This is a genomic window from Pseudomonas sp. BIGb0558, from assembly GCF_024807515.1.
Taxonomy (GTDB): Bacteria; Pseudomonadota; Gammaproteobacteria; order Pseudomonadales; family Pseudomonadaceae; genus Aquipseudomonas; species Aquipseudomonas yamanorum_A.
Genome location: NZ_JANUEW010000014.1, coordinates 1 through 26,888, shown reverse-complemented (window position 1 = coordinate 26,888; position 26,888 = coordinate 1). Strand labels below are relative to the sequence as shown.

Genomic DNA, 26,888 nt, shown 5'->3' with positions numbered 1-26,888 from the left:
CCGACGTTGCACACGTCACAAGGTCAGTACTCAAAAAAGCATTCTCTCGGAGACAAACTCATGACTCAACGGACCATCGCCGCTCTCATGCTTGCACTGGGCCTCGCTACCCTTGCCGGTTGCGCCTCGCCTACAGTGATCACCCTGAATGACGGTCGCGAAATCCAGGCCGTCGACACTCCTAAATTCGACAAGTCCACCGGCTTCTATGAATTTGAACAGCTGGATGGCAAGCGCACCCAGATCAACAAGGATCAGGTTCGCACCGTTAAAGACCTGTAAGTCTTAACGCCGGATACGAAAAAGCCCGCTTGATGCGGGCTTTTTCGTGCCTGGGGTTTACCAGCCCAGGCTGATCTCGCTGCGAAAACTGCGCTCCTGGCCAGTGACCGGGTCGATGAACCGCACGCCCTGGGCCAGCAGCTTGAGCGGATTGGCGTAGTCGTCCTCGGCATCCTGGATGACGTCGGGGTAGAACGGATCGTTGCAGATACTCGCCCCCAGCGCCGTCATGTGTACCCGCAACTGATGCTTCTTGCCGGTCACCGGGAACAGGCCGTAGCGCCACAGGTCGCCGTTCTTTTCCCGCACCTCGAGCGCCGTCTCGGTGTTGCTCGCCCCCTCTCCTTCCTGCATGCGAAAGAATGGCTCGCCATCCACCAGCCGGCTTTTATGCACCAACGGAAAGGTCAGCCCAGGCAATGCCGGGGCGATGGCTTCGTAGAACTTGTCGATCTTGCGCGTGGGAAACAGCTGTTGATACGCCGAACGGGTCTGGGGGTTGGCCGAAAACAGCACCAGCCCGGCGGTATGCCGATCGATGCGATGCAGCGGCACCAGGGCCGGGTTGTCCAGGCGACGGATCAAGCGCCGCAACAGGGTCTGCTCGACGTACTCACCGGCGGGCGTTACCGGCAGGAAATGCGGTTTGTCGGCCACCACCAGGTGTTCGTCGGCGTACAGGATGGTCTCCTGCACCGGGATCACTTTCTCGTTCGGCACTTCGCGAAAGTAGTAGATGCACAGGCCTTCGCGGTAGGCCAGGTGCTGGCTGATGGGCGTGCCGTTGATGTCCAGCACCCGGCCCCGGGCGATGCGGTCCAGCCAGTGCTCACGGCTGATGGCCTGGAAGTGCTCGCAGAGGCAATCCAGCACGGTCGCCCAATTGCCCGGGGGCAGGTACAAGGTGCTGGCTTGATGCTGGGCAGCGGAAAAAACGGACATGGGCAGGCTCAGAGCTTGGAAATACAGGCGGGCATTATCCCGCATGCAGCCGGATCAGGCCCAGCACAGATTCACGCCTTGGCCAATTCCGCGCGCAACACCGGCGATGCACTGGCCGCCTCGGTGAATTCCTTGAGCCAACGCAACACATCCACCGCTTCCCAGCGGCCTGGGTCATAAAGCGCGTAGAGCAAGCCCTGATAACCCACTACATCCAACTGCTTGTGATAACCGGCGCGCTGGAACAACGCCTCGATCTCGGCAAAGCAGGTATTGAAATGCACTTTGTTAAACGGTGTCTTGCCTTCCGTGACCAGGCCATCGAGGCGCAGCTCGTTCACCGCGTCGCGCACGACGTCGGCGGACATGCGATTGACGCTGCTTTTCAGTTGTTCAACATTCACCACGGGCGTTCCCTCTCATTCAATCGCTGTACAAACATACAGTAACCGAATAATCGAGAACTCGCCATCGCCGAGTGCTAGAGCAGGAAGGTCACCACCTGCGCTTCATCGAACGGCCAATCCAGCTCGGCGCCCGTATCCACCCGGCGCAGCACCGGAATCCGCAGGCCGTAGGCTTCGAACAGGGACTCGGAATCGGCGATATCCACCAACTCCACCAGCAGGCCGTGTTCGACCAACGGCATGATTTCGGCTTCGGCAAACTCACAAAGATGGCAGCCCAGGGTGCCGAACAACTGACATTCAGGAAGCATGGCAAAGGGTCCGGGAAGAATCAGGCGCCTATTCTAACAGCGTCGGGGCACCGCAAAAGCCTGATCCAGATCACCATGGCGTATAACTGATTCAGCGACTCTCGCGACTTTTTTCCCCTGATACCTGCAATGGAGCTGCGCGTGTTTGCCAACCTGCTGATTATCCTGGCCTCCTCTCTCGTGGTAATTGCGCTGTTTCGTCGCCTGCAACTGCCCCCGGTGCTGGGCTATCTGTGTGTTGGCCTGGCCGTAGGCCCCACCGCCCTGGACTGGGTCAATGACAGCGAAGAGCTGCCAGACCTTGCCGAACTGGGGGTGGTCTTCCTGCTGTTTTCCCTGGGCCTGGAGTTTTCCCTGAGCAAAATGCTCAGCCTGCGCCGGGTGGTGTTTGGCCTGGGCAGCCTGCAGGTGCTGTGCTGCGGGTTACTGTTGGGGGGCTTGCTGGCGCTGTTCGGCCTGTCGCCGACTACTGCCCTGTTGCTCGGTGCCGGCCTGGCGTTGTCGTCCACTGCGATCGTCAGCAAAGAGCTGACCAGCCTCGGCGAAATCTTCAGCAGCCACGGCCAGAATGCGATCGGGGTATTGCTGTTCCAGGACGTGGTTGCCGTGTTGCTGCTGACCCTGGTACCGGTGTTCGCCGGCAACAGCGAGCAAGCCTGGTACTGGGCGTTGCCGTTGACCCTGGGCAAAACCGTGGTGCTGTTCCTCGGCCTGCTGCTGGCCAGCCGCTGGTTGCTGCCGCGGCTGTTCCGTGAAGTGGCGGCCTCCCACTCGGCGGAATTATTCGTACTGCTGGCACTGGTCATTGTGCTGCTCACCGCCTGGCTGACGCACCTGCTGGGCCTGTCCCCGGCGCTGGGCGCCTTTCTCGCCGGGATGCTGCTGGGGGAAAGCCATTACCGCCACCAGATCGAAGCCGATATCCGGCCGTTTCGCGACATCCTGCTGGGTTTGTTTTTCGTCAGTATCGGCATGCTGATCGACCTGCAACTGTTCATCAGCCACAGCCTGTTGATTCTTGGCCTGACCCTCGCCCTGATGTTGATCAAAGGCTGCGTGGTCGCCCTGCTGGTGCAATTGCGCGGCAGCGACGGCGAAACCGCCTGGCGCAGCGGCCTGGCCTTGGCCCAGGGCGGTGAATTCTGTTTCGCCTTGATGGCGCAAATGCAGCAGAGCCGCCTGCTGCCCGCCGACATCAGTGGCCTGTTGCTGGCCGCCACGTTCTGCTCGATGCTGCTCACCCCGCTGCTGCTCAGGGCTGCACCCGCCATCGCCCTGCGCCTGCACCACAAGCCCAACCAGCAAGTGCAGCTTGAAGAGATAACCGCCCTCAACGCCGAGCTGCGAGGCCATGCGGTGATCTGCGGTTATGGCCGAGTTGGCCAGTCCATCGGACGATTCCTGTACCGCGAACAACAGGCCTTCATCGCCCTGGATGACGACCCGGAGCGGGTCCAGGAAGCCGCCAGCGAAGACAGCGCCGTGCACTACGGCGACTGCCGCCGTGGCGCCCTGCTCAGCGCTGTCGGCCTGGAACGTGCGCGCCTGGTGGTGATTGCGGTGGACAACAGCGACGTCGCCCTGACCGTGCTCAACGAAGCACGGCGCCTCAACCCGAAGGTGCCGATCCTGGTGCGCACCCGCGACGACAGTCAGTTGGCCGAACTGAAAGCCGCCGGCGCCACTGAAGTGGTGCCCGAGTTACTGGAATCGAGTTTGATGCTCGCCTCCCATGCGCTGATCCTGCTGGGGTTGTCGGAGCAGCAGGTAAAGTGCCGCGTGGATGAAGTGCGGCAAAGCCGGTATCGGCTGCTGCATGGCTGCAACCCGAACGAAGGTGACTCCTCCCTCAATCCTGACTGACGGCGCCAATCTTGTGGATCGACAGATCGGCGCCGTAGTACTCCTCTTCCTGACTCAGGCGCAGGCCGTAGACGCGCTTGATCACGCCGTACACCAGCAAGCCGCCGGCCAGCGCCACCACCACACCCAGTGCGGTGCCGATCAACTGGCTGATCAAGCTCACGCCGCCCAAGCCACCCAACGCGGTCTGGCCGAAGATCCCGCAGGCGATCCCGCCCCACACACCGCACAGGCCGTGCAGCGGCCACACACCCAGCACGTCATCGATCTTCCAGCGATCCTGGGCCGCGATGAAGCACCAGACGAACAAACCGCCCGCCACCACGCCGGTCACCAGCGCGCCCACCGGGTGCATCAAGTCGGAGCCGGCGCAGATCGCCACCAGCCCCGCCAACGGACCGTTGTGCAAAAAGCCTGGGTCGTTACGCCCGATCACCAACGCCGCTACGGTGCCGCCGACCATGGCCATCAACGAATTGACCGCCACCAGCCCGCTGACCCCGGACAGGGTCTGCGCACTCATGACGTTGAAGCCAAACCAGCCGACGATCAGAATCCACGACCCCAGCGCCAGGAACGGAATGCTCGACGGTGCGAACGCCACCAGGCGCCCTTCCCGATAACGCCCCTGGCGTGGCCCCAGCAACAACACGGCCGCCAGCGCCAGCCAGCCGCCCATGGCGTGCACCACCACGCTACCGGCGAAGTCGTGAAAGCTGGCGCCGAAAGTGCCCAGCAACCAGGCTTGCAGGCCGTAGTTGCCGTTCCACACCATGCCTTCGAAAAACGGATAGATAAACGCCACGATCAAGGCGGTGGCACACAGTTGCGGAACAAAACGTGCACGCTCGGCAATACCCCCGGAAATGATCGCCGGGATCGCCGCCGCGAAGGTCAGCAGGAAGAAGAATTTCACCAGGCCATAACCGTGGTCGGCGCTGATGACCGCCGCCGGTTGCATGAAGGTCACACCGTAGGAGATCCAATAGCCTATAAAGAAATAGGCCAGTGTGGAGATGGCGAAGTCACTGAGGATTTTCGACAGGGCGTTGACCTGGTTCTTCTGCCGTACCGTGCCGACTTCCAGGAAAGCGAAGCCGGCGTGCATGGCCAGGACCATGACCGCACCAATCAGAATAAACAGCGTGTTGGAACTATGGACGAGGGTGTCCACCGCGCTTTGCAAATTTTCCATGGAGAATGGCAGGCCTGCACAGGCAGGAAAAAGCACCAAAGCAGTTCATGACCTTCATGACGCGCACTAAATTGGCACCGACGGTCCGACCCTCTTTTGAGGCCGTGAACCGCTTTGGCGCAGCGTTCAGGGTGAAAGGCAGAATCCGACAGGGTTTTTCCGCGAATTTTAGTTATTTAGGGTAAGGTTTTTCAGGGTTTAAGCCCCAACCGCCCGGATTCAGCGCAAGGCCACCGGCCTGCGCACCAAGGCAAAGCAAAAGCTGTACCAGACAATTGCAGTGAACCTTCACCGACACCGGTGACTCGAAACCAAAAGTAAACAGACCAGCCACTCACGGAGATAACCATGGCCAGAAAAACGGCAAAGACTGCTCAGGAAATATTGATGGCGGATTTTCAAACCCTGGTCAGCGATACCGAGAAGCTGCTGGACGATACCGCGATCCTCGCCGGTGACCAGGCGGACGAACTGCGCAGCAAGATTCACGAAAGCCTGCTCAAGGCCCGTGAAACCCTGCAACTGACCGAAGACTCCCTGCGCGAACGCGGCCAGGCGGCTGTCACCGCCACTGAGGACTATGTTCAGGCCAACCCCTGGCAGTCCGTCGGCATCGCGGCCGGTGTGGGCTTTTTGATCGGCCTGCTGGCCACAAGGCGCTAATTTATGTCTATCGGCGAATCCGGCTCGTCCACGGGCCCAAGTTCTACCTCACGGCGCCTGGGCGCGGCTGTCCTGGGTTTGCTGCACAGCCACGTCGAGCTGTTTGGCATCGAGTTGCAGGAGCAGAAAGCCCGCACCGTCAGCCTGCTGCTGTTCGCAGGCCTGGCGCTGGTGTTTGCCTTGCTGTTGCTGGTGGGCTTGTCGGCACTGGTGATGATTCTGGTGTGGGATACCTACCGCCTGACCGGGATCATCAGCCTCTGCGTGTTCTACATACTGGCCGCGGCCTTCTGTGGGTTGCGCTTGAAGGCGGCAGTGTTCGATGAGTCCACGCCGTTCCACGCCACCCTCGAAGAGCTGGCCAACGACCGGGAGCGCCTGCTGCCATGAGCCTGACTGAATTGCCGCACAACACTTCCCGGCGGGAGATGCGCAAGGCGTTGATCCGCTTGCGCATGGAAATGCACCGTCAGGAAATTCGTCACGAGTCCCAGCAATTGATGCTGCCGCTGCAAAAGGTCCGCAACATGGGCCAGAGCTGGCAGGACGGTTTTGGCATCAAGCACGCGCCGCTGTGGGGCGTGGGCGTGGTGACACTGCTGGGCTTCCTCACCGGCAAAGGCGCCAAGGGCGGCGGGATCGGCACCATGACTCGCCTGGTGCGGCTTGGCGCCGGTCTGATTCCTCTGATCAAACTGGCCATGCAAGGCGCATCGCGCAAAAGTTGAGCCCGCTGGCTGCATTCTTGCAAACAGATCAGGCCCGGCCCTCTCCATCGAGGGCCGGGCCTTTTTCATTTCCGGTCTTTTAAGGAGGCCCCGTGATCGACGGGCAACCGCTCGCCTGCTTCCAGCCCTTCATCGACACCGCCACCGGCCGCATCGCCGGCGTAGAAGCCTTGGGCCGCCTGCGCCAGGCGGATGGCCAACTGCGCTCGGTGGGTCCGCTGTTCGCCGACCCGCGCACGCCCTCCGTGGCCTTGCGCCGCCTGGACCGGCAGATTCGTGACAACGCCCTGAGCCGCCTGCATGAAGCACCGCAAGAGTGGTTCCTGAGCCTGAATATCTCGCCACGCTGGATCACCCGCCTGCGCCCGGGGCAGGCCCTGCCGAGCCTCAAACAACTGCAGGTACACAACGTCGACCCGCGCCGCATCGTGTTCGAGATCACGGAACTGGGCGGCGATATCCTGCGCCTGGCCGAAGTGGTGGAGCGCTACCGCGAGGCCGGGGCGCGGATTGCCATTGATGACTTCGGCGCCGGCTATTCCCAGCTGGACCGGGTGCTGGCCTTGCAGCCAGACATCCTCAAGCTGGACATGCGCCTGTTCCAGGCCGCTGCCCGGGGCGGCCCAAGTGGTGAGGTGGTACGCGCACTGGCGCAGATGGCGGAAAAAACCGGCTGCTGGATCATTGCCGAAGGCGTGGAAACCGAGGCACAGCTGAATTTCGCCCTGGAATGTGGTTCACGTTATGTCCAGGGCTACCTGTTTGCCCAGGCCCAGCTGGACTGGTTCGCCACCGACGCGTTCGTGTCGCGTTTCGCCCAGCTGCGCACCGGGTATGTCCAACAGAAGCTGGCCGAGCGCGGCCGGATCATGCACCTGCGCCACCAACTGGCAGAACTGATGCAGATCCTGCAAACCTGGGCGCAGGCACAGGCGCCCCTGAGCCAGCTGCCGCAATTGCCGGCGTTTCCCTGGCTGCTGCGTTTTTACCAGTGTGATCGGCATGGCACGCAACTGACGCCCAATTTCGAATGGCACCAGGGCGCCTGGCAAGCCGACAGCCGCTACCTGGGCCACAACTGGTCATGGCGCCCGTACTTCTATCATCTGCTCGCCGAGGGTTGGGAGGAGCGGCGCTTGAGCCTGTCATCGACCTATCGCGATGCCACGACCAACCAATACTGCCTGACGGCCGGACAATTCTTTGATAACGGTCAGCGCCTGCTGTTAATCGATATCGACGCCGTCGGCCTGTAGTTTTTCGCTTGCGAAGGCCTGGCTGAACCGGGAAGCTGGGCGGTGTCATTCACCGCACGGAGAGTACCCGCCTTGGATTGGCCCACCCTGCTTACCCGCGAACGCCTTGGAAAACCCCTGCACAGCCCGGAAGAACTGGGCCGCAGCCCCTTTCACAAAGACCACGACCGCATCATCTTTTCCGGCGCGTTTCGCCGCCTGGGCCGCAAGACCCAAGTGCACCCGGTGACCAGCAACGATCACATCCACACCCGCCTGACCCACTCCCTGGAAGTCAGTTGCGTGGGCCGGTCCCTGGGCATGCGTGTGGGCGAAACCATCCGCAGCGCATTGCCCGACTGGTGCGACCCGAGCGACCTGGGCATGGTGGTGCAATCGGCCTGCCTGGCCCACGACATCGGCAATCCGCCCTTCGGCCATTCCGGTGAAGACGCAATCCGGCATTGGTTCCAGCAGGCGTCGGGGCGTGGCTGGCTGGACGACATGACCAGCGCCGAGCGCAATGACTTCCTCAATTTCGAAGGCAATGCCCAGGGTTTCCGGGTACTCACCCAGCTGGAATACCACCAGTTCGATGGCGGCACCCGGCTCACCTACGCCACTTTGGGCACCTACCTGAAATACCCCTGGACCGCACGCCACGCCGACTCCCTGGGTTATAAAAAACACAAGTTCGGCTGCTACCAGAGCGAACTGCCGATTCTCGAACAGATCGCCCACAAACTTGGCTTGCCGCAACTGGAAGAGCAACGCTGGGCCCGCCACCCGCTGGTGTACCTGATGGAGGCCGCCGACGATATCTGCTACGCGCTGATCGACCTCGAAGACGGCCTGGAAATGGAGCTGCTGGAATACGCCGAGGTCGAGTCATTGCTGCTGGACCTGGTGGGCGACGACTTGCCGCAAACCTATCGGCAACTCGGCCCGCAGGACTCCCGGCGACGCAAGCTGGCGATTCTGCGGGGCAAGGCCATCGAGCACCTGACCAACGCCGCAGCCCGGGCGTTCGTCGAGCAACAGGACGCGCTACTGGCCGGTACCCTGCCGGGAGACCTGGTGGAACACATGCACGGCCCGGCCAAGCGCTGCGTGCTGGATGCCAAGGACATGGCCCGCAAGAAAATCTTCCAGGACAAGCGCAAGACCCTGCACGAAATCGGCGCCTACACCACCCTGGAAATCCTCTTGAACGCCTTCTGCGGTGCGGCCCTGGAACAACATGGCGGGCGTACTCCGTCGTTCAAGAACAGACGCATCCTCGACCTGCTGGGCAACAGTGCCCCCGACCCGTCGTGGTCATTGCACGCCTCGTTCCTGCGCATGATCGACTTCATCGCCGGCATGACCGACAGCTACGCCAGTGAAATGGCCCGCGAGATGACCGGGCGCTCCAGCCCGCAATGAACCCGAGCCCTGGCTTATGGCCAGGGCTGCTTTTCAAAGAATCGCCCTACGCACGGAACAGAGCGGCCTGATCGAAGTTCTTCCCCGCCGCGATGAATAATCGCGCGCCCTGACCGCAGTCTTTCGACCTGTTCCTACGCCCGATGGCTGGCAGGCCCACTAACTTCTTACTACACGCCCTGGTGGAGCATCTTCAGGGCTCTTGTCCATTTCATGGAAAACCCCATGCTCGAACAACTTCGTATCCTGTTGGTGGAGGATCATCCCTTTCAATTGCTGGCCACCCAATGCCTGCTAAGAAACTATGGCTATCACGACCTGACCCTTGCCGAAAATGCCGAACAGGCAATGCGGCTGATGACGCAAACCGAAACGCCATTCGATATTCTGCTCTGTGATCAATGCTTGCCCGACTTGCCGGGGCTTGAGTTGATTGAAATCGCCAAACGCAGAGGCTTTATAAGATCGGCGATATTGCTCAGCGGCCTGCCGATTAATGAACTGGAGAACCTCAAGGCCCAGGCATTCCAGCGTAATTTTCCGTTACTTGGCTACTTGCCAAAGCCATTGAACCCCATTGGGTTGAACCAACTCATCCACCAACTCCCTTCTCCTCCGCTCAACAAAAAAGTAGGAAGTTAAACGTTCCTCCAATACGAAAGTTCTTCGTAATAAAACCACTCGCCCGTTGCCGCCGACTTTCAAATTCCACCCACGCGAAATTCTCACGCCAAAACAACAAACACCCTGCGAAGCGTAATCCTTTGCTTTTTTTAATGTAGGAACATTCTTGTTTTACGTTTGTTCCACGTTCGGTTCATCCTCCTTCATTGCCATGTGGGCTAATGTGCCGACTTTATTTGCGCTTGTATGGAATTTGATCATGAACTCAGTTTTTATTATCGACGACCACCCTGTTATCCGGCTTGCCATTCGAATGTTATTGGAACATGAAGGCTATAAAGTAGTGGGTGAAGCCGACAACGGTTGTGATGCAATACAAATGGTCAAGGAATGTCAGCCGGACCTGATCATCCTTGATATCGGTATTCCAAAACTCGACGGCCTGGAAGTGTTGTGCCGGTTCAACGCAATGAGCACGCCCACCAAGACGCTGATCCTGACGGCTCAGACGCCCAAGCTCTTTGCCACACGGTGCATGCGCTCCGGCGCCGATGGTTATGTGTGCAAGGAAGGAGACCTGAGTGAGCTGCTCAGTGCCATCAGGGCAGTCTTGTCCGGTTACAACTACTTTCCGAGCCAGGCCCTTAACGGCAACAGCAATGAAACAGATTGCAATGAAGAGCTTGAACTTTTCAAAATAGTGAATGATCGCGAACTCATGGTATTACAACTTTTTGCACAAGGCCGGACAAACAAGGAAATAGCCAAAGGCATGTTCCTCAGTAACAAAACCGTAAGCACTTACAAAAAAAGGCTCATGCAAAAACTAAAAGCCAAATCCTTGGTAGAACTTATCGAGATGGCAAAACGTAACGCGCTAGTGTGAGAAATCGGATGCCCAGGCGTATAAAGGACTATCTAATCATTTTGAGCATCGGGGTATGCCTCAGCACGGCCGTGGCTGGCGAACAAACGGTTCCCGAGCAATACGCACTGCTGGGGCGTGCCGGTGCGGTTCAACTGGACACCCCGCTGAATAAGACACAACGCCAGTGGCTGCAGAACAAGCGGGACCTGATACTGGGCACCTCCGGGCCAGACTACCCGCCCTTCGACATCACCTCCAGCGGGCGAGACTATGAAGGGCTGACTGCCGATTACGCCGGCCTGGTGGCCAGGACCCTGGCGATACCGTTGAAGGTGCTGCGCTATTCCTCCCGGGAGGCAGCGATCCAGGCGCTGGAAAACGGCGAGATCGACTTTCTTGGCTCATCCAACGGCTTTGAAGCGGCGAATCCCGACATTGTCCTGTCATTGCCCTATGCGGTGGATCAGCCGGTACTGGTCACTCGTGAAGGTGAGCGTCGTAACCTGGGTGACGGCCTGGCAGGCCTGCGCCTGAGCCTTGTCTACCACTACCTGCCCATGGACGAAGTGCAAGCGTTGTATCCAAAAGCAACCATCCATGCCTACCCGTCCTATCAAAATGCCTTGAATGCGGTGGCATTCGACCAGGCCGACGTCTTCCTGGGCGACACCATTTCCACCCACTACATGATCAACAAGGGCTACCTCAGAAATATCCGCATGGCCAACTTCGGCAAGCACGAGGCCAATGGCTTCAGCTTCGCCCTGCGCAAGGACCAGCCCATTCTCCTGAGCATCGTCGATTCGGTGCTCGATGGCGTGTCGACCTATGAACGCGACAGCATCGCCAAACGCTGGAGCGCCGGCAGCGACATCCTGCTGACGGACCGCAAGCTGCAGTTGACCCAGCGCGAAGAACGCTGGCTTCGGGACCACCCTGTGGTCAAAGTCGTCGTCAACGAAACCTTCGCACCGCTGACCTTCTTTGACAACGACGGCAACTTCCGGGGCGTCACCGCCGACCTGCTGGAGCTGATCCGGCTACGAACCGGCCTGCGCTTCGAGATTCAACACATGCGTGATCTCACCAGCATGATTGACCAGGTCAATTCCGGCGCCGCCGACATCATCGGAGCAATCACGCCCAGCACCGGCCGCGAGTCCCACCTGAACTTCAGCCGCCCTTACCTGGAAAACTCCTATGTACTGCTGACACGCAAGGAAGCCGGTGCACCCACAAGCCTTCAAGAGATGACAGGCAAGCGCCTGGCAATCACCCAAGGCAATCCGCTGGAGAGGTTTCTACGGCAGGAATTTGCCCAGATAACCCTCGTCGAAACAGGTGACACCTTCAAGGCATCGGAATTGTTGGCACAGGGACAGGTGGACGGTGCTGTGAACCCCTTGGTGATCGCCAACTATCTGCTTTCGTCTCCGGCATTCCAGGACAAATTGCAGATCAGTTCCAGCATCGGCACGTTGCCTGCGACGTTTGCCCTGGCGACGTCACGCCACGCCGTCGAGCTGAGTTCGATCCTGGACAAGGCGTTGCTGAGCATTGCCCCGGATGAGATGACGGCGATCAACAGCCGTTGGCGTGGCTACAACGCGGCGTCTGATGGCTATTGGCGCAACTATCACCGCCTGATTGCCCAGATCATCATCGGCACAGGGCTGCTCCTGTTGATTTCCCTGACGTGGAACGGCTATCTGCAGCGCCAGATCAAACACCGGAAACTGGCCGAACGCGCCCTGAGCGACCAGTTCGAGTTCATGCGGGCGCTGGTCAACGAGACCCCGCATCCCATCTACGTACGTGACCACAACGGCTTCTTGCAGACCTGCAACGACAGCTATCTGCAAACCTTCGACGTCAAGCGTGAAGACGTCATCGGCAAAAGCATTACCCAGATGGGCATGGCCCTCGAGACGGAGGCGGCTCAGTACCATACCGACTATCAACAGGTCGTGGCCGAAGGCAAACCGTTGATCCTTGATCGCACCCTGCACGTTCATGGAAAAAAACTCACGATCTATCACTGGATTCTTCCTTACCGCGACTCCATGGGCGAGGTCCAGGGCATCATTGGCGGCTGGATCGATATCAGCGAGCGGCGCCAGTTGTTCGATGAACTGCGCGCCGCCAAGGAACGCGCCGACGAGGCCAACCGGGCGAAAAGCACATTCCTGGCCACCATGAGCCATGAAATCCGCACGCCGATGAACGCCGTGATCGGCATGCTGGAGTTGACACTCAAGCGTGCCGACCAGGGCCACCTGGATCGCCCCGCCATCGAGGTGGCCTACAACTCGGCCAAGGACCTGCTGGAGCTGATCGGCGACATCCTGGACATCGCCCGCATCGAATCCGGTCGCCTGAGCCTGGCCCCGGAGCGGGTCAACCTGCGGGAGGTGATCGAGTCGGTGGTCCGCGTATTCGATGGCCTGGCACGCCAGAAAACCCTGAGCCTGGTGCTGGAGTTCACCCCCGATGTGGACGACACCGACGTACTGATCGACCCCTTGCGGTTCAAGCAGGTGCTGTCGAACCTGGTGAGCAATGCGATCAAGTTCACTGAACGCGGGCAGGTGAAAATCAAGGTCCAACTGAAGGCCACCGGGCACCCCCAACAGATCGAGATGAAACTGGTGGTGGAGGACACCGGCATCGGGATCAATCGCGAAGACCAGCGGCGCCTGTTCGAGCCTTTTGCCCAAGCCGACAATTCCGGGCACCTGGCCAGGAGTGGCGCCGGCCTGGGCCTGGTGATTTGTCGCAGCCTGTGCACGATGATGGGCGGGCAATTGAGCCTGAGCAGCGTGCCCATGGTGGGCACCCAGGTCCACGTCAGCCTGAAGATGCCCAGCCTGCAACCGCTCAAGGCCGTCGATAAACTGGAGCCGGCCGCGACCACCCCTGCGCCGGTTCTCAATGTACTGGTGGTGGACGACCATCCCGCAAACCGCCTGCTCATGTGCCAGCAACTGGGCTTCCTGGGGCATCAGTTCACCGCCGCCCATCACGGCGCTGCGGGGTTCCAGGCCTGGCGAGAAGCGCACTTCGACCTGGTGATTGCCGACTGCAACATGCCGATCATGAACGGCTACGAGTTGAGTCGTTCCATTCGCGAGTATGAGCAGCGTGAGCAAAAAACACCCTGCGTGATACTTGGTTTCACCGCCAATGCCCAACCTGAGGAGAAACAACGCTGTTTCGATGCAGGCATGAATGATTGCCTGTTCAAACCCATCAGCCTCACTGCGCTGGAGGAGCACCTGGCGCAAGTCGATCCGCTACCCACCCGCAACGTGTTTACCCTTCAAAGCCTGGATGCGATGACGGGCGGCGATCCACAGCTGAGCCGGCGCCTGCTTGAAGAACTGTTGAGCAGCAGCCGCAATGACCGGGTAGAGCTGATGGCCATGCTGGTCCGACAAGCCGCCTACCAGGACCTGATCGAGCAGGCACACAAGATCAAGGGCGCTGCCAGGATCATCCAGGCCGATAACCTGGCTGGGCAATGCGAAACCCTCGAACAGGCCTGTGGCCAAGGCGAGAATCGACACGTTATCGAGGCGGGCATCAAGGCCATGGAGAAATCCATGCTTGAGCTGGAGAGGATGCTGCAGATGCAACTGGACGTCCTGGACCGTCTGTAGGAGCGAGCTTGCTCGCGAACATTGTCAACGATAACGCGGGGCTCCAGATGCCGCGCGATGCCCTTGATTTCTTCGCGAGCAAGCTCGCTCCTACAGGAGGCTCACCCCATCAGCAATCGGTCAACCGCAGGAAAATCGCCGCCAACTGCTCGATGCCGGCCTGGTCCTGCGGCGTAAACCGCGACAGCGACGGACTGTCCAGGTCCAGTACGCCGATCAGGCGCCCTTCCTTGACCAGCGGAACCACCAGTTCGCTGTTCGACGCGCTGTCACAAGCAATATGCCCCGGGAATGCGTGCACGTCTTCCACCCGCTGGGTTTGTCGCGAGGCCGCCGCCGCACCGCAAACACCGCGGCCAAACGGAATACGTACACAGGCGATCTGCCCCTGGAAAGGCCCGAGCACCAACTCTTCATTACGGTTGAGGTAGAAGCCCGCCCAGTTCAAATCGTCCAGCTGGTTGAACAGGAACGCGGAAAACTGCGCGGCATTGGCAATGAAATCGCGCTCATCCGCCAGCAAGGATTCCAGCTGTGCATGGAGCATGGCGTAGCCATCAAGGCCGGTTCCGGCCTGTTGCAAATCGATCATGGTTGACGCTCCAGCAATTTGAGGCCCACCCAATAGCGGGCGAACTGATAGGCACAACGGCCGTTGCGATTGCCGCGGCCGGTGGCCCAGCGCACCGCGAGGATGTCCAGCTCTTCATCGCGCTGCCATTGCAAACCGGCCTTGCTCGCCAACTCACCGATCCAGTGCTCGACCACATCCAGGAAGTGCTCCTGGTTGAACGGGTAAAACGACAGCCATAGGCCGAACCGGTCAGACAGGGCAATCTTGTCCTCAACCGCTTCGTTGGGGTGCAGTTCACCGTCTATGTTCTTCCAGTTTTCGTTATCGCTCTGGTTCTCGGGCACCAGGTGACGACGGTTGGAGGTGGCATACAACAGGACGTTTTCCGGTGCCTGCTCCAGGGAGCCATCGAGCACGCTCTTGAGCACACGGTAATCACTCTCGCCGGCTTCAAAGGACAGGTCATCACAGAACAGCACAAACCGCTGTGGCAATTTGATCAGTTGCTCGACCACCCGTGGCAAGTCCGCCAGGTGATCGCGCTCGATCTCGATCAGGCGCAAACCGGCCTTGGCATGCTGGGCCAACAAGGCGCGTACCATGGACGACTTACCCGTGCCGCGCGAGCCCCAGAGCAATGCATGGTTGGCCGGCAGGCCGTCGAGAAACTGTTGAGTGTTACGGGCCAACTGCTCGCGCTGTTTATCCACACCGATCAGGTCGGACAGGCGCATGTCCAGGCTGACTTCCAGCGGTAGCAAAAAGCCGCTGCGGCCTTCGCGCTGCCAGCGGGCAGCCAGGCAATGGTCCCAGTCAACGGCTTCACGGGGGGCCGGCAAAAGGGGTTCCAGGCGAGCAAGTACCGCGTCGGCACGCTCAAGAAAGGCATTCAATCGAGAATCCACGACTATTCCTCTGGCAAGTTCTTGTAAAAGATGGCGTATTGGCAACCCTGAGGCAGACCGTGCAGGGCTGCACCGAATAAAGTCGATTCGTGCCGGGCAAGTTCGAGCCTGTGGATGTTCAGCTATGCTTGCCGGGCGAAAGGAAACGTAAAGTGGTACAGCACCCGATGGATATCAAGTTCGCCCACCGCTTGTCTTATAAACAAGCCAGACTGACAGTGCTGGTCGGATTCGTCTTGGGAACCTTGCTCAGCCTGATACAGATTGGGATTGATTATGCCAGCGAAGACGCTTCCATCAACCGGGAAATACGTGCGCTGATTGAAATCAGCCATAACCCGGCTTCGCGCATCGCCTATAACATCGACGCTGAACTGGCTCAGGAACTGACCCTGGGACTGCTGCACTCCCCTGCCATCACCCGTGCACAACTGGTCGACAACAACGGTTTGGTACTGGCCGATGTGAATCGCCCGCGCAAGGAAAGCACCTACCGCCCCATCAGCGATTTCCTGTTTGGCGCCAACCGCCAATTCGAAGACCGGTTGTACCTCACCCACATGCCCAATGACGCCCTCGGTGTATTGCAGCTTGACGTCGATACCTACGCATTCGGCAGCCGCTTCCTGCGCCGCGCCGAGATCACTCTGCTCAACGGCTTTGCCCGCAGCCTGCTGCTCACCGGGATTCTACTGGCGCTGTTCTACGTGATGCTGACCAAGCCGCTGGTGCGGATTATTCGCGAGCTGAGCTCCCGCAAGCACGAGCGCCTCGACTGCCCGCCGGGGCACGAACATGACGAGATCGGGGTGCTGGTCAACGTCGCCAACCAACAGTTTGAAACCATGGAGACGGAAATCCAGCAACGTCGGCACGCCGAGAACCGCCTGACTGAATACCTCGGGCAACTGGAAGACATCGTTTCCGCGCGCACCACCGAGCTCAAGGCCATCAATCATCGACTGACGCTGTCGAACGACGAACTGGAAGCGGCGAAGATGACGGCCCTCGCCATGGCTCAGGCACGGGCAGCGTTCCTGGCCAACATGAGCCATGAAATCCGTACGCCGCTCAACGGTCTGTTGGGGATGATCGCCCTGTCCCTCGACAGCCCGCTGAATGCCGAGCAACGCCAGCAACTGTCGATCGCCCATGACTCGGGCAAAGTGCTGGTGGAGCTGCTCAACGATATCCTCGACCTGTCCAAGTTCGACGCGGGCCAGCTGGAACTTGAAAGTATCCCGTTCGACCTCGGCGCACTGGTGGAAGACACCGCCAACCTGCTCTCGCAAAACGCCGCGCCCAGCGTGGAATTGACGTGTTTGATCGACCCGCAGTTTCCCGCCCAGGTGCTGGGCGACCCGACGCGGGTACGGCAGATTGTCAGCAACCTGCTGTCCAACGCCCTGAAGTTTACGCGCTTTGGCCGGGTGGACGTGCGCCTCAGCGCGCAGGCCGGTCGGGTCAGGATCGAGGTGTGTGACACCGGTATCGGGATCGCCCAGGACGCCCAGGTGAAGATCTTCCAGCCATTCACCCAAGCTGGTGCGGGCATCACTCGCCAATTTGGCGGGACCGGCCTGGGCCTGGCGTTGACCCATAACCTCTGCGAGGCCATGAAGGGCCGCCTGAGCATCAGCTCCGAGGCCGGCTTTGGCAGCCAGTTCTGCGCCGACCTGCCATTGCCGACGCATTTGCCGGCGACGCGCCAGACACCGTTGTCGGGCGACGTGATCGCAATCACCAGCACCAACAGCGGCCTGGCGGAACTGCTCGGCAGCCTCCTGCCAAGCTGGGGGCTGGCGCCGCGCGTCTACTCCATCGAAGATGACTTGACCGGGCAGACCCCGGACCTGTTGATCACCGATTGCCCCGAGTGCCTGTTTCGCCTGCGCCCGACGATCACCGCGCCGATCCTGCTGGTGACTGCCTACGGCAACTTCATGCCCAGTGAAGAGGTCGCCGCCCTGGCGCCTTTGCAGCAACAAGCCCGGCCGCTGAGCCGCACGGCGCTGTACCAGATTCTGCAACGCAACTTGCGCACCGATCCGGACCTGGTCCTTGACCTGATCCAACTGGAAACCGCCCCCCTCGCCCACCGGGCGCGCATCCTGCTGGTGGAGGACAACCCGGTCAATCAACTGGTGGCCAAGGGCATGCTCGGCAAGCTCGGCTGCGAGGTGATCGTCGCGGCCCATGGTGGCGAAGCCCTCAAGCTGCTTGAAGAACAAAGCTTCGACATGGTGTTGATGGACTGCAACATGCCGGTGATGGATGGCTATGAAGCCAGCCGGCAGATCCGCCGCAGCGGGCGCTGGCCGGACTTGCCGATTGTGGCCCTGACCGCCAACGCCATGTCCGAGGAACGCGAGCGTTGCCGGGCGGCGGGCATGAATGACTACCTGGCCAAGCCGTTTCGCCGCGAAGAACTCAAGGCCTTGCTCGACCTGTGGGTGCCGACTACGACAAGCCTTTGATCTGGCGTAATAGCTCATCCAGGCCGTCACGCAGGGCATCGGCCTGGTTCAGGTCAACCCCGCTGTCGCACAGCAGCCGTGCCTTCAGCGGTTGCACCCGGTCGCGCAGGATGCGGCCTTCATCGGTCAGGCTCAGGTGCACTTCTCGCTCATCCAGGGCACTGCGCTGACGCCTCACCAGGGCAAGCTGCTCCAGGCGCTTGAGCAGCGGCGTCAGCGTGCCGGAATCCAGCAACAGACGCTCGCCCAAGGCCTTGACCGTGGGCTGCGGCATGGCTGCATCCTGCCATTCCCACAGCACCAGCATCACCAGATATTGCGGGTAGGTCAGGCCCAGCTGATCGAGCATCGGCTTATAGGCCCGGGTCACTGCGCGTGAGGCGGCGTACAGCTTGAAGCACAGTTGGTCGTCGAGGGCCAGGGACAGGTCGGTCATTTGAGCAGGGCTTCAATCTCTTGGGTCAGGTCCTGGGGCTTGGTAGTGGGGGCGAAACGCTTGACTACCTTGCCGTCGCGTCCGATCAGGAACTTGGTGAAGTTCCACTTGATGCCCTTGGAACCCAGCAAACCCGGGGCCTGCTTTTTTAGCTGCACGAACAACGGGTGGGCGTCGCCGCCATTGACGTCGATCTTCTTGAACAGCGGGAAACTGACACCGAAGTTCAGCTCGCAAAATTCCGAAATGGCGCCTTCGTTGCCCGGCTCCTGCTTGCCGAACTGGTTGCAGGGAAAGCCCAACACCACCAGGCCCTGGTCCTTGTAGTGCTGCCAGAGTTCCTCGAGCCCCTTGTATTGCGGGGTGAAGCCGCACTTGCTGGCGGTATTGACCACCAGAATCGCCTTGCCGGCGAAATCGGCCAAGGTCTTTTGCTCACCCTTGATGGTGGTGCAAGGGATGCTCAGCAGGTTGTCGCTCATGGCAGTGCCTCGAAAGAAATGGGAAGAACCGAAAGATAGTAGGCAATTTAATTGTGTGCAATTGAATTGCCCGGACTTATAGCTGGGTATAACGGCCCCTGCGGGCGCGAAGGCCCGCAGAAGGCGTACGGTCTAGCGCGGTACCAGGTCCAGGCACACCGAGTTGATGCAATAACGCAGGCCGGTGGGCGGCGGGCCATCCGGGAACACATGGCCCAGGTGCGCATCGCACTTGGCGCAGGTGACTTCGGTACGGATCATGCCATGGCTGATGTCGCGAATCTCGACCATCGCCTGCTCGGCAATCGGCTCGTAGAAGCTGGGCCAGCCGCAGCCGGAGTCAAACTTCGCGTTGGAATCGAACAGCGGCTCATTGCAGCAGATGCAGTGGTACACGCCGTCGGTCTTGGTGCCGTTGTACTTGCCGCTGAACGGTCGCTCGGTGCCCTTGAGACGGCACACGTTGTACTGCTCCGGGTCGAGCATGGCTTTCCATTCATCAACGGTTTTCTGCAACTTTTCCATCGGTACACCTCGGCAACTGAAAAAGCCTGATCTGTGTCTTTTCCATGGATCAGGCGGCACGTATGATTGCGCCTCTTCAAAACGCCAGTCTGGCACCCGCGTAACCGGCATTCAAACGTATTTATGGGTCAGGCCAACGCAGGATTCTCAGCACGGTAGTCTTCACACCGTCTGGATCGTTCATTTTCAGGATCACATCGCCATGCAGGTCAGCAAATCGAACAAGCTCGCCAACGTCTGCTACGACATTCGCGGCCCGGTGCTCAAGCACGCCAAACGCCTGGAAGAGGAAGGCCATCGCATCCTCAAGCTGAACATTGGCAACCCGGCACCCTTTGGTTTCGAAGCGCCGGACGAAATCCTCCAGGACGTGATCCGCAACCTGCCTACCGCCCAGGGCTACAGCGACTCCAAAGGCCTGTTCAGTGCCCGCAAGGCGGTGATGCAGTACTACCAGCAAAAGCAGGTTGAAGGTGTCGGCATCGAAGACATCTACCTGGGCAACGGCGTGTCCGAACTGATCGTCATGTCCATGCAGGCCCTGCTCAACAATGGCGACGAAGTGCTGGTACCGGCGCCCGACTACCCGCTGTGGACCGCCGCCGTAACCCTGGCCGGCGGCCACCCGGTGCATTACCTGTGTGACGAGGGCGCCGACTGGTTCCCGGACCTGGCCGACATCAAGGCCAAGATCACCCCGAACACCAAGGCCCTGGTAATCATCAACCCGAACAACCCGACCGGCGCGGTGTATTCCAAAGAAGTACTGCTGGGCATGCTCGAACTGGCCCGACAGCACAACCTGGTGGTGTTCTCCGACGAGATCTACGACAAAATCCTCTATGACGATGCCGTGCACATCTGCACCGCCTCCCTGGCGCCGGACCTGTTGTGCCTGACCTTCAACGGCCTGTCGAAATCCTATCGGGTGGCGGGTTTCCGCTCCGGCTGGATCGCCATTTCCGGCCCCAAGCACAATGCCCAGAGCTATATCGAAGGCATCGATATGCTGGCCAACATGCGCCTGTGTGCCAACGTGCCAAGCCAGCACGCCATCCAGACCGCACTGGGCGGCTACCAGAGCATCAATGACCTGGTGCTGCCACAAGGCCGCCTGCTGGAGCAGCGCAACCGTACCTGGGAACTGCTGAACGCGATTCCGGGTGTCAGCTGCGTCAAGCCCATGGGCGCGCTGTACGCCTTCCCGCGGATCGACCCCAAAGTGTGCCCGATCCTCAACGATGAGAAGTTCGTGCTCGACCTGCTGCTGTCGGAAAAGCTGCTGGTGGTCCAGGGCACGGCGTTCAACTGGCCGTGGCCGGATCACTTCCGAGTGGTCACCTTGCCGCGGGTGGATGACCTGGAAATGGCCATCGGTCGTATCGGCAACTTCCTGAAGTCCTATCGCCAGTAACGGGCATTGCGCTGTACGGCCCACCCGCGGTCGTACAGCGATTATCTGGCAACACTTCTTTGCCCTGCGCGGGCCCCTTCGCCTTTTACACTCACCGGTTCCCCCCCTGTTCGGGCATCACCCTATAATTACAGGGCGGCAAGGAAGTGGAGCGAGACGCCCGTGCCGTCCCGGGTGTCGGAAATTCCCTTCAAGGCTCTACATTCAGGCTGTAGGACACAGTTTGAAATAGTCCCTCGGTTGAATAGCCCCATGCCGCACCTTATATACCCCGCAGTACGCGACATATTAAGCATGAGGAGAATTCTACAACCATGATGCGCATTCTGCTGTTCTTGGCCACTAACCTGGCGGTCGTGCTGATTGCCAGCATCACGCTGAGCCTTTTCGGCTTCAATGGGATCATGGCGGCCAACGGGGTTGATCTGAACCTCAATCAGCTGCTGATCTTCTGTGCGGTCTTTGGTTTTGCCGGTTCGATTTTCTCGCTGTTCATCTCCAAGTGGATGGCGAAGATGAGCACCAGCACCCAGATCATCACCCAGCCACGTACCCGGCATGAGCAATGGCTGCTGCAAACCGTCGAGCAACTGTCCCGCGAAGCCGGGATCAAGATGCCCGAAGTCGGGATTTTCCCGGCCTATGAAGCCAACGCCTTCGCCACCGGCTGGAACAAGAACGATGCACTGGTGGCGGTCAGCCAGGGCTTGCTGGAACGGTTCTCGCCCGACGAGATCAAGGCGGTGCTGGCCCACGAGATCGGCCACGTGGCCAACGGTGACATGGTCACCCTGGCACTGGTCCAGGGTGTGGTGAACACCTTCGTGATGTTCTTCGCGCGGATCATCGGCAACTTCGTCGACAAGGTGATCTTCAAGAACGAACAGGGCCAGGGCATGGCCTACTACGTGGCGACCATCTTCGCCGAACTGGTGCTGGGCTTCCTGGCCAGCTCGATCGTGATGTGGTTCTCGCGCAAACGGGAGTTCCGCGCAGACGAAGCCGGTGCTCGCCTGGCCGGTACCGGCGCGATGATCAGCGCCCTGCAACACCTGCGCTCCGAACAGGGCTTGCCGGTGCACATGCCGAACACCCTGACGGCCTTTGGCATCAACGGTGGTATCAAGCAGGGCATGGCTCGCCTGTTCATGAGCCACCCGCCGCTGGAAGAGCGGATTGACGCACTGCGTCGTCGCGGCTGATAGCGACAAAAAAAGGGGCGATTCAATCGCCCCTTTTTTTGTGGGCGCGATTCAGCCTTTGGCCAGGCGATACACCCGCTCGTCCAGGCGCGTGACGCCATCCTGAACAAACTTCCAGCTGTCCCCCAGGATGTCCTGCTCCTCCAGCACATCCAGTCTCCACTGCCCGCCAAGCAGCAGCCTCACCTCGTCGTCACTCACCGCAAACGGCGGGCCGGCTTTCTGCGATTGTTCATAGTCGAGGGTGATCAACATGCCTCGGCTGCCTTCAGCCAGCACCCGGTTCAAATGCGCTGCGTACTGCTCGCGCATCAGCGGCGGCAAGGCAATCAATGCTGCCCGGTCGTATAACGCCGTGCACTCAGTCACTGCTCCAGCATCCAGCGCAAAGAAATCCCCGCACCACAGCTCGATGGCCCCCGCCTGGAAGACCTTGAACGCGCCGCGTTGATGGATCTGCGGCGTCAGTCCCTGCTCGCTGAAAAATTCCTCAATGGCCTTTTCCGACAGCTCAACCCCCATCACCCGATGCCCGATGCTCGCCAGCCATGCCAGATCCAGACTCTTGCCACACAACGGCACCAGCACCTGCGCCCCGTTCGACACGCCCAGGCCCGGCCAGTGGCGTAGCAGGTAAGGGTTCACCTCGCTCAGATGAAAGCCTGTCTGATTACGCGCCCAGCGCTCATGCCAAAATCCCGGCTCCATGATTCACCCTGAAAATTCGATCAAATAGCGCTAAAACTTATATTAGATTTAGATCAATGATCTGATTGAAGATGGTCCCATCTTAACCCTCAGGACCCGCTCATGCTCCCCAGCCTGTTTATCTCCCACGGTTCGCCCATGCTTGCCCTGCAACCCGGCGCCAGCGGCCCCGCGCTCAAGCGCCTGGCGGCCGAGCTGCCACGCCCCAAGGCCATTGTGGTGGTCTCGGCGCACTGGGAAAGCCAGGGCCTGCTCGTGACGGGCAGCGCTGCCCCCGAGACCTGGCACGACTTCGGCGGCTTCCCGCGGGAACTGTTTGCCGTGCAATACCCGGCCCCTGGTGACCCACAACTGGCAGCCCAAATCGTGGAACTGCTCAAGGCTGACGGCCTGGAGGCGCGTATTGATGACCAGCGCCCCTTCGACCACGGCACCTGGGTGCCCCTGTCGCTGATGTACCCGGCCGCCGATATCCCGGTGGTGCAGGTATCGTTGCCAAGCCGCATGGGCCCTGCCCTGCAGACCCGCGTCGGCCACGCACTGGCGAGCCTGCGGGAACAAGGCGTGCTGCTGATCGGCTCCGGCAGCATCACCCACAACCTCGGCGAACTGGACTGGCACGCCGGGCCGGAAAGCATCGAGCCATGGGCCCGGGATTTTCGCGATTGGATGGTCAGCAAACTGGCGGCCAACGATGAAGCCGCGCTGCACGACTATCGCCGCCAGGCCCCCCATGCCGTGCGCAGCCATCCCAGCGACGAGCATTTGCTGCCGCTGTATTTCGCCCGGGGCGCAGGCGGTGAATTCAGCGCCGCGCACCAAGGCTTCACCATGGGCGCGCTGGGCATGGACATCTACCGGTTCGCTTAATAGCAGGCAAAAAAAATCCCCGAACCAGTCGGGGATTTTTTATGTTCGATCAATCAGCCCAGGGGCGGATCAATCTTCGCGGTAGCGACGCAGCTTCAACTGCTTACCGGCAACGCGAGTGTCCTTCAGCTTGGTCAGGAGTTTCTCCAGGCCATCTTCCGGCAGCTCCACCAGGGAGAAGCTGTCACGCACCTGGATGCGACCGATCGCTTCACGTGCCAGGCCACCCTCGTTGAGGATAGCGCCCAGCAGGTTCTTGGCGGCGATGCCATCACGCGCGCCCAGCGCGGTACGGCAGCGAGCACGGCCTTCAGCCAGTGGAACCGGAGCACGACGCTCACGATCACCACGGTCTGGACGGTCGCCAGTACGTTCTGGACGATCACCGCGCGGAGCGTTGTTCGGCACCAGTGGACGTTCTTTCTCGATCGCAGCCAGGGTCAGGGCCTGACCGTTGGTCGCCTTGCGCAGCAGGGCAGCAGCCAGGGCACGCGGGGTGCAACCGATATCGGCAGTCAGGCGGTCCAGCAGGTCGCCGTGGGTCGATTCAGCGTCAGCCACCAGCGGCGACAGGCTGTTGGTCAGTTTCTTGATGCGGGCATCGAGAACGGCCTGGGCATCCGGCAGGCGGACTTCGGCAACTTTCTGACCGGTTACACGCTCGATCACTTGCAGCATGCGGCGCTCACGTGGAGTCACCAGCAGCAATGCACGACCTTCGCGACCGGCACGGCCGGTACGGCCGATACGGTGAACGTAGGACTCTGGATCGTAAGGCATGTCAACGTTGAACACGTGGGTGATACGTGGAACGTCGAGGCCACGGGCAGCAACGTCGGTCGCCACAACGATGTCCAGACGGCCATCCTTGAGGGAGTCGATCACGCGCTCACGTTGGTTCTGGGCAATGTCACCGTTCAGCGCAGCGGCTTTGTAGCCTTTGGCTTCCAGGGCACTGGCCAGGTCCAGGGTCGCTTGCTTGGTGCGCACGAACATGATCAGGGCATCGAAGTCTTCGACTTCCAGCAGGCTCAATACAGCCGAGGTCTTCTGGTCAGCGTGAACCAACAGGTGAGCCTGTTCGATCGCGGTAACGGTCTGAGTCTTGGTCTGGATCTTCACGTGTTGCGGATCGCGCAGGTGGCGTTCGGCAATGGCACGGATCGACTGTGGCAGGGTAGCCGAGAATAGTACGGTCTGACGGGTGGCTGGCAGCGCCTTGAAGATGACTTCCAGGTCGTCCATGAAGCCCAGCTTGAGCATTTCGTCAGCTTCGTCCAGAACCAGGTGGTTCACGGTCGACAGTACTTTTTCATCGCGACGCAGGTGGTCGCACAGACGGCCCGGAGTGGCGACAACGATCTGTGCGCCGTTACGGATTGCTTTCAGTTGTGGGCCCATAGGCGCGCCGCCGTAAACGGCCACAACGGTAACGCCCGGCATTTGCTTGGCGTAGGTTTCGAAAGCGGTTGCTACTTGCAGCGCCAACTCACGGGTTGGCGCCAGGATCAGGGCTTGCGGCTCGCGCTTGGCAGGATCGATGCAGTGCAGGATTGGCAGGGCGAACGCGGCGGTTTTACCGGTACCGGTTTGCGCTTGGCCAATCATGTCTTGGCCGGCCATGATGATCGGGATCGATTGCTGCTGAATAGCCGAAGGTTCTTCGTAGCCAGTCGCGATGACGGCAGCAAGAATATTCGGGTTAAGATTAAAAGCGGCGAAGCCGCCGGTTTCCTGGGTCATGGGTCTGCCTCTAAGTGCATCCGCAAAGACCCATGCTCCAAAGCTGCGCATGCCGTGTTGAGACTCAAGAGTCGCCCTGGCTGCTTTGTCGGCGGGGATTTGCGAAAACGAATGAATGAAAAAGATTCGTCAAGGAAGAGTCCGCTGTGCGGACGTGCAGCCGAAGCTGACTTCGGGGAATTGCGCTACCTAAACGCGGCCCGGTTAAAGGCCGGCGCGCACTATACCGGAAATCGCTGAAAAAGGGAGCTTTTTTTATCGGAAAACCCAGGTGAACGGCTCTGCATCAAAGGCTTTGCGCATCCAGGCAGCAGGGTCTATTTTTCAAAGGCCCGGCCCTGTTGGTCATGACGCTTAAACGGTTCACCCTTAACAGCGGGCCCTTCGGTCCGAAACCTCCCTTTGCGCCCGAGGGCACACCCCATGAACCAACCCACCAGCAGCCGCGTCAGCCGTGAACAGCAGGGGCATATCCTGTTGCTGGGCCTGGATCGCGTGGCCAAGCGCAATGCGTTCGACCTGGAACTGCTCAACGAGCTGAGCCTGGCGTATGGCGAATTTGATCGTAATGACGAGGCGCGGGTGGCCATTGTATTTGGGCACGGCGATCATTTTACCGCCGGGCTGGACCTGGCCAATGTGGGCCCGACCATGGCGCAAGGCTGGCAGCCGCCTCTGGGTGGTTGTGATCCGTGGGGTGTTTTTGCGGGGCCCCGGGTGAGCAAGCCGGTGATTGTGGCGGCCCAGGGGTATTGCCTGACCATCGGGATCGAGCTGATGCTGGCGGCGGACATCAACCTGTGTGCCAGTAATACGCGGTTTGCGCAGATGGAAGTGCAGCGTGGGATCTTTCCTTTTGGGGGGGCGACGTTGCGTTTTCATCAGATTGCTGGCTGGGGGAATGCCATGCGTTGGCTGCTCACGGGGGATGAGTTTGATGCCCACGAGGCGCTGCGGTTGGGGTTGGTGCAGGAGGTGATGGCCAGCGAGGATTTGTTGCCTCGGGCGGTGGCGTTGGCGAACCGCATTGCTCAGCAGGCGCCGCTGGGGGTACAGGCCACGCTGATGTCGGCGCGACAGGCGCGGATTGAGGGGGAGACCGCGGCGGCGGGGTTGCCGGTGTTGGTGGAGAAACTGTTGAACAGTGAGGATGCCAAGGAGGGTGTGAGGGCGATGGTCGAGAAGCGGCCCGGGGTGTTCAGGGGGTGTTGATTGGGGGGGCGGGGACATATCCGTTTTTTCGGGTGTTGCTGAAATGGGTTCCGCTCTTACAGCGGCTCACTTTTGAAAAGCGCAAAAGTAAGCAAAACGCTCTTGCCCCACCACTCGGCACCTCGCCTAGGCTCGGTG

26 protein-coding genes are annotated in these 26,888 nt (G+C 60.2%); 15 read left to right on the top strand and 11 right to left on the bottom strand.

Features of this window, described 5'->3' with window-relative positions:
- Window positions 1-60 precede the first annotated feature (60 nt).
- Window positions 61-282: a YgdI/YgdR family lipoprotein gene (locus M2400_RS18030; protein WP_003209090.1), complete on the top strand. Its 222-nt coding sequence runs from the start codon at window positions 61-63 to the stop codon at window positions 280-282.
- 57 nt (window positions 283-339) lie between these two features.
- Here the strand turns inward: M2400_RS18030 and M2400_RS18025 are convergent, their stop codons facing one another.
- The 3 genes from M2400_RS18025 to M2400_RS18015 all read right to left on the bottom strand — a co-directional run bounded on the left by M2400_RS18025 (window position 340) and on the right by M2400_RS18015 (window position 1,942).
- The gene (locus M2400_RS18025; RefSeq protein WP_259197498.1) at window positions 340-1,230 is read right to left on the bottom strand and encodes a pseudouridine synthase; all 891 of its coding nucleotides are present in this window, start codon (window positions 1,228-1,230) and stop codon (window positions 340-342) included.
- Window positions 1,231-1,295: 65 nt separating this feature from the next.
- A complete protein-coding gene (locus tag M2400_RS18020; RefSeq protein ID WP_003209087.1) occupies window positions 1,296-1,631 on the bottom strand; it encodes a hypothetical protein in 336 nt (111 codons plus the stop codon).
- Between the two features lie 74 nt (window positions 1,632-1,705).
- On the bottom strand, window positions 1,706-1,942 hold the full coding sequence (locus M2400_RS18015; protein ID WP_259197443.1) for a glutaredoxin family protein: 237 nt from the start codon (window positions 1,940-1,942) through the stop codon (window positions 1,706-1,708).
- A gap of 141 nt (window positions 1,943-2,083) precedes the next feature.
- Between M2400_RS18015 and M2400_RS18010 the strand changes: the two genes are divergently transcribed.
- The gene (locus M2400_RS18010; RefSeq protein WP_259197442.1) at window positions 2,084-3,805 is read left to right on the top strand and encodes a monovalent cation:proton antiporter-2 (CPA2) family protein; all 1,722 of its coding nucleotides are present in this window, start codon (window positions 2,084-2,086) and stop codon (window positions 3,803-3,805) included.
- On the opposite strand, the gene M2400_RS18005 is transcribed toward M2400_RS18010, so the two are convergent.
- Complete coding sequence (locus M2400_RS18005) at window positions 3,792-5,000, bottom strand: ammonium transporter (RefSeq protein WP_259197441.1); 1,209 nt, start codon at window positions 4,998-5,000, stop codon at window positions 3,792-3,794. The two genes, M2400_RS18010 and M2400_RS18005, sit on opposite strands and share 14 nt — an antisense overlap.
- 348 nt (window positions 5,001-5,348) lie before the next feature.
- On the opposite strand from M2400_RS18005, the gene M2400_RS18000 reads away from it, so the two are divergent.
- From M2400_RS18000 to M2400_RS17965, 8 genes are all read left to right on the top strand, one after another.
- Window positions 5,349-5,663, top strand: a complete 315-nt coding sequence (locus tag M2400_RS18000) for a YqjD family protein (protein ID WP_003209080.1) — start codon at window positions 5,349-5,351, stop codon at window positions 5,661-5,663.
- 3 nt (window positions 5,664-5,666) lie between these two features.
- Window positions 5,667-6,053 (top strand): phage holin family protein, encoded by a 387-nt coding sequence (locus M2400_RS17995; protein WP_003209078.1) that lies wholly within the window; start codon window positions 5,667-5,669, stop codon window positions 6,051-6,053.
- Entirely contained in the window at window positions 6,050-6,391 is a 342-nt protein-coding gene (locus M2400_RS17990) for a hypothetical protein (protein WP_088426394.1), read from the top strand. Before M2400_RS17995 ends, M2400_RS17990 begins: the two co-directional genes overlap by 4 nt.
- Window positions 6,392-6,483: 92 nt before the next feature.
- A complete protein-coding gene (locus tag M2400_RS17985; RefSeq protein WP_177115842.1) occupies window positions 6,484-7,647 on the top strand; it encodes an EAL domain-containing protein in 1,164 nt (387 codons plus the stop codon).
- Between the two features lie 72 nt (window positions 7,648-7,719).
- Complete coding sequence (locus M2400_RS17980) at window positions 7,720-9,051, top strand: deoxyguanosinetriphosphate triphosphohydrolase (RefSeq protein ID WP_177046309.1); 1,332 nt, start codon at window positions 7,720-7,722, stop codon at window positions 9,049-9,051.
- A 225-nt stretch (window positions 9,052-9,276) separates the two neighbouring features.
- Window positions 9,277-9,693, top strand: coding sequence for a response regulator (locus tag M2400_RS17975; protein WP_259197440.1), 417 nt, complete (start codon window positions 9,277-9,279; stop codon window positions 9,691-9,693).
- A 241-nt stretch (window positions 9,694-9,934) separates the two neighbouring features.
- Window positions 9,935-10,561, top strand: coding sequence for a response regulator transcription factor (locus M2400_RS17970; RefSeq protein ID WP_177046313.1), 627 nt, complete (start codon window positions 9,935-9,937; stop codon window positions 10,559-10,561).
- Between the two features lie 8 nt (window positions 10,562-10,569).
- Window positions 10,570-14,202: a transporter substrate-binding domain-containing protein gene (locus tag M2400_RS17965; protein ID WP_259197439.1), complete on the top strand. Its 3,633-nt coding sequence runs from the start codon at window positions 10,570-10,572 to the stop codon at window positions 14,200-14,202.
- A gap of 109 nt (window positions 14,203-14,311) precedes the next feature.
- On the opposite strand, the gene M2400_RS17960 is transcribed toward M2400_RS17965, so the two are convergent.
- Window positions 14,312-14,794: a GAF domain-containing protein gene (locus tag M2400_RS17960; protein ID WP_010176138.1), complete on the bottom strand. Its 483-nt coding sequence runs from the start codon at window positions 14,792-14,794 to the stop codon at window positions 14,312-14,314.
- On the bottom strand, window positions 14,791-15,681 hold the full coding sequence (locus M2400_RS17955) for an ATP-binding protein (protein ID WP_177046316.1): 891 nt from the start codon (window positions 15,679-15,681) through the stop codon (window positions 14,791-14,793). Before M2400_RS17955 ends, M2400_RS17960 begins: the two co-directional genes overlap by 4 nt.
- A 167-nt stretch (window positions 15,682-15,848) precedes the next feature.
- Between M2400_RS17955 and M2400_RS17950 the strand changes: the two genes are divergently transcribed.
- The gene (locus tag M2400_RS17950; protein ID WP_259197497.1) at window positions 15,849-18,158 is read left to right on the top strand and encodes a response regulator; all 2,310 of its coding nucleotides are present in this window, start codon (window positions 15,849-15,851) and stop codon (window positions 18,156-18,158) included.
- Here M2400_RS17950 and M2400_RS17945 read toward each other — a convergent pair.
- The 3 genes from M2400_RS17945 to msrB form a co-directional block, all read right to left on the bottom strand.
- Window positions 18,142-18,594 carry a MarR family winged helix-turn-helix transcriptional regulator gene (locus M2400_RS17945; RefSeq protein ID WP_177046318.1) on the bottom strand — a complete coding sequence of 151 codons (453 nt, stop codon included), beginning with the start codon at window positions 18,592-18,594 and terminating at the stop codon, window positions 18,142-18,144. The two genes, M2400_RS17950 and M2400_RS17945, sit on opposite strands and share 17 nt — an antisense overlap.
- Window positions 18,591-19,076, bottom strand: a complete 486-nt coding sequence (locus tag M2400_RS17940; protein WP_177046320.1) for a glutathione peroxidase — start codon at window positions 19,074-19,076, stop codon at window positions 18,591-18,593. Before M2400_RS17940 ends, M2400_RS17945 begins: the two co-directional genes overlap by 4 nt.
- Window positions 19,077-19,208: 132 nt before the next feature.
- Window positions 19,209-19,601, bottom strand: a complete 393-nt coding sequence (gene msrB / locus M2400_RS17935; protein ID WP_177046322.1) for a peptide-methionine (R)-S-oxide reductase MsrB — start codon at window positions 19,599-19,601, stop codon at window positions 19,209-19,211.
- A gap of 202 nt (window positions 19,602-19,803) precedes the next feature.
- Here msrB and M2400_RS17930 point away from each other — a divergent pair, with 202 nt between their 5' ends.
- Together M2400_RS17930 and htpX are read left to right on the top strand one after the other, a co-directional pair.
- Window positions 19,804-21,015, top strand: a complete 1,212-nt coding sequence (locus tag M2400_RS17930) for a pyridoxal phosphate-dependent aminotransferase (protein ID WP_063032067.1) — start codon at window positions 19,804-19,806, stop codon at window positions 21,013-21,015.
- A gap of 314 nt (window positions 21,016-21,329) precedes the next feature.
- Complete coding sequence (gene htpX, locus M2400_RS17925; protein ID WP_003209055.1) at window positions 21,330-22,217, top strand: protease HtpX; 888 nt, start codon at window positions 21,330-21,332, stop codon at window positions 22,215-22,217.
- Between the two features lie 51 nt (window positions 22,218-22,268).
- Here htpX and M2400_RS17920 read toward each other — a convergent pair whose 3' ends face one another.
- Entirely contained in the window at window positions 22,269-22,925 is a 657-nt protein-coding gene (locus tag M2400_RS17920) for a thiopurine S-methyltransferase (RefSeq protein WP_259197438.1), read from the bottom strand.
- A gap of 102 nt (window positions 22,926-23,027) precedes the next feature.
- On the opposite strand from M2400_RS17920, the gene M2400_RS17915 reads away from it, so the two are divergent.
- Window positions 23,028-23,795, top strand: a complete 768-nt coding sequence (locus M2400_RS17915; RefSeq protein ID WP_177132351.1) for a class III extradiol ring-cleavage dioxygenase — start codon at window positions 23,028-23,030, stop codon at window positions 23,793-23,795.
- Window positions 23,796-23,864: 69 nt separating this feature from the next.
- Here the strand turns inward: M2400_RS17915 and M2400_RS17910 are convergent, their stop codons facing one another.
- On the bottom strand, window positions 23,865-25,538 hold the full coding sequence (locus M2400_RS17910) for a DEAD/DEAH box helicase (RefSeq protein WP_003209050.1): 1,674 nt from the start codon (window positions 25,536-25,538) through the stop codon (window positions 23,865-23,867).
- A gap of 423 nt (window positions 25,539-25,961) precedes the next feature.
- Between M2400_RS17910 and M2400_RS17905 the strand changes: the two genes are divergently transcribed.
- Window positions 25,962-26,750 (top strand): crotonase/enoyl-CoA hydratase family protein, encoded by a 789-nt coding sequence (locus tag M2400_RS17905; protein ID WP_259197437.1) that lies wholly within the window; start codon window positions 25,962-25,964, stop codon window positions 26,748-26,750.
- The last annotated feature ends 138 nt before the right edge of the window (window positions 26,751-26,888 follow it).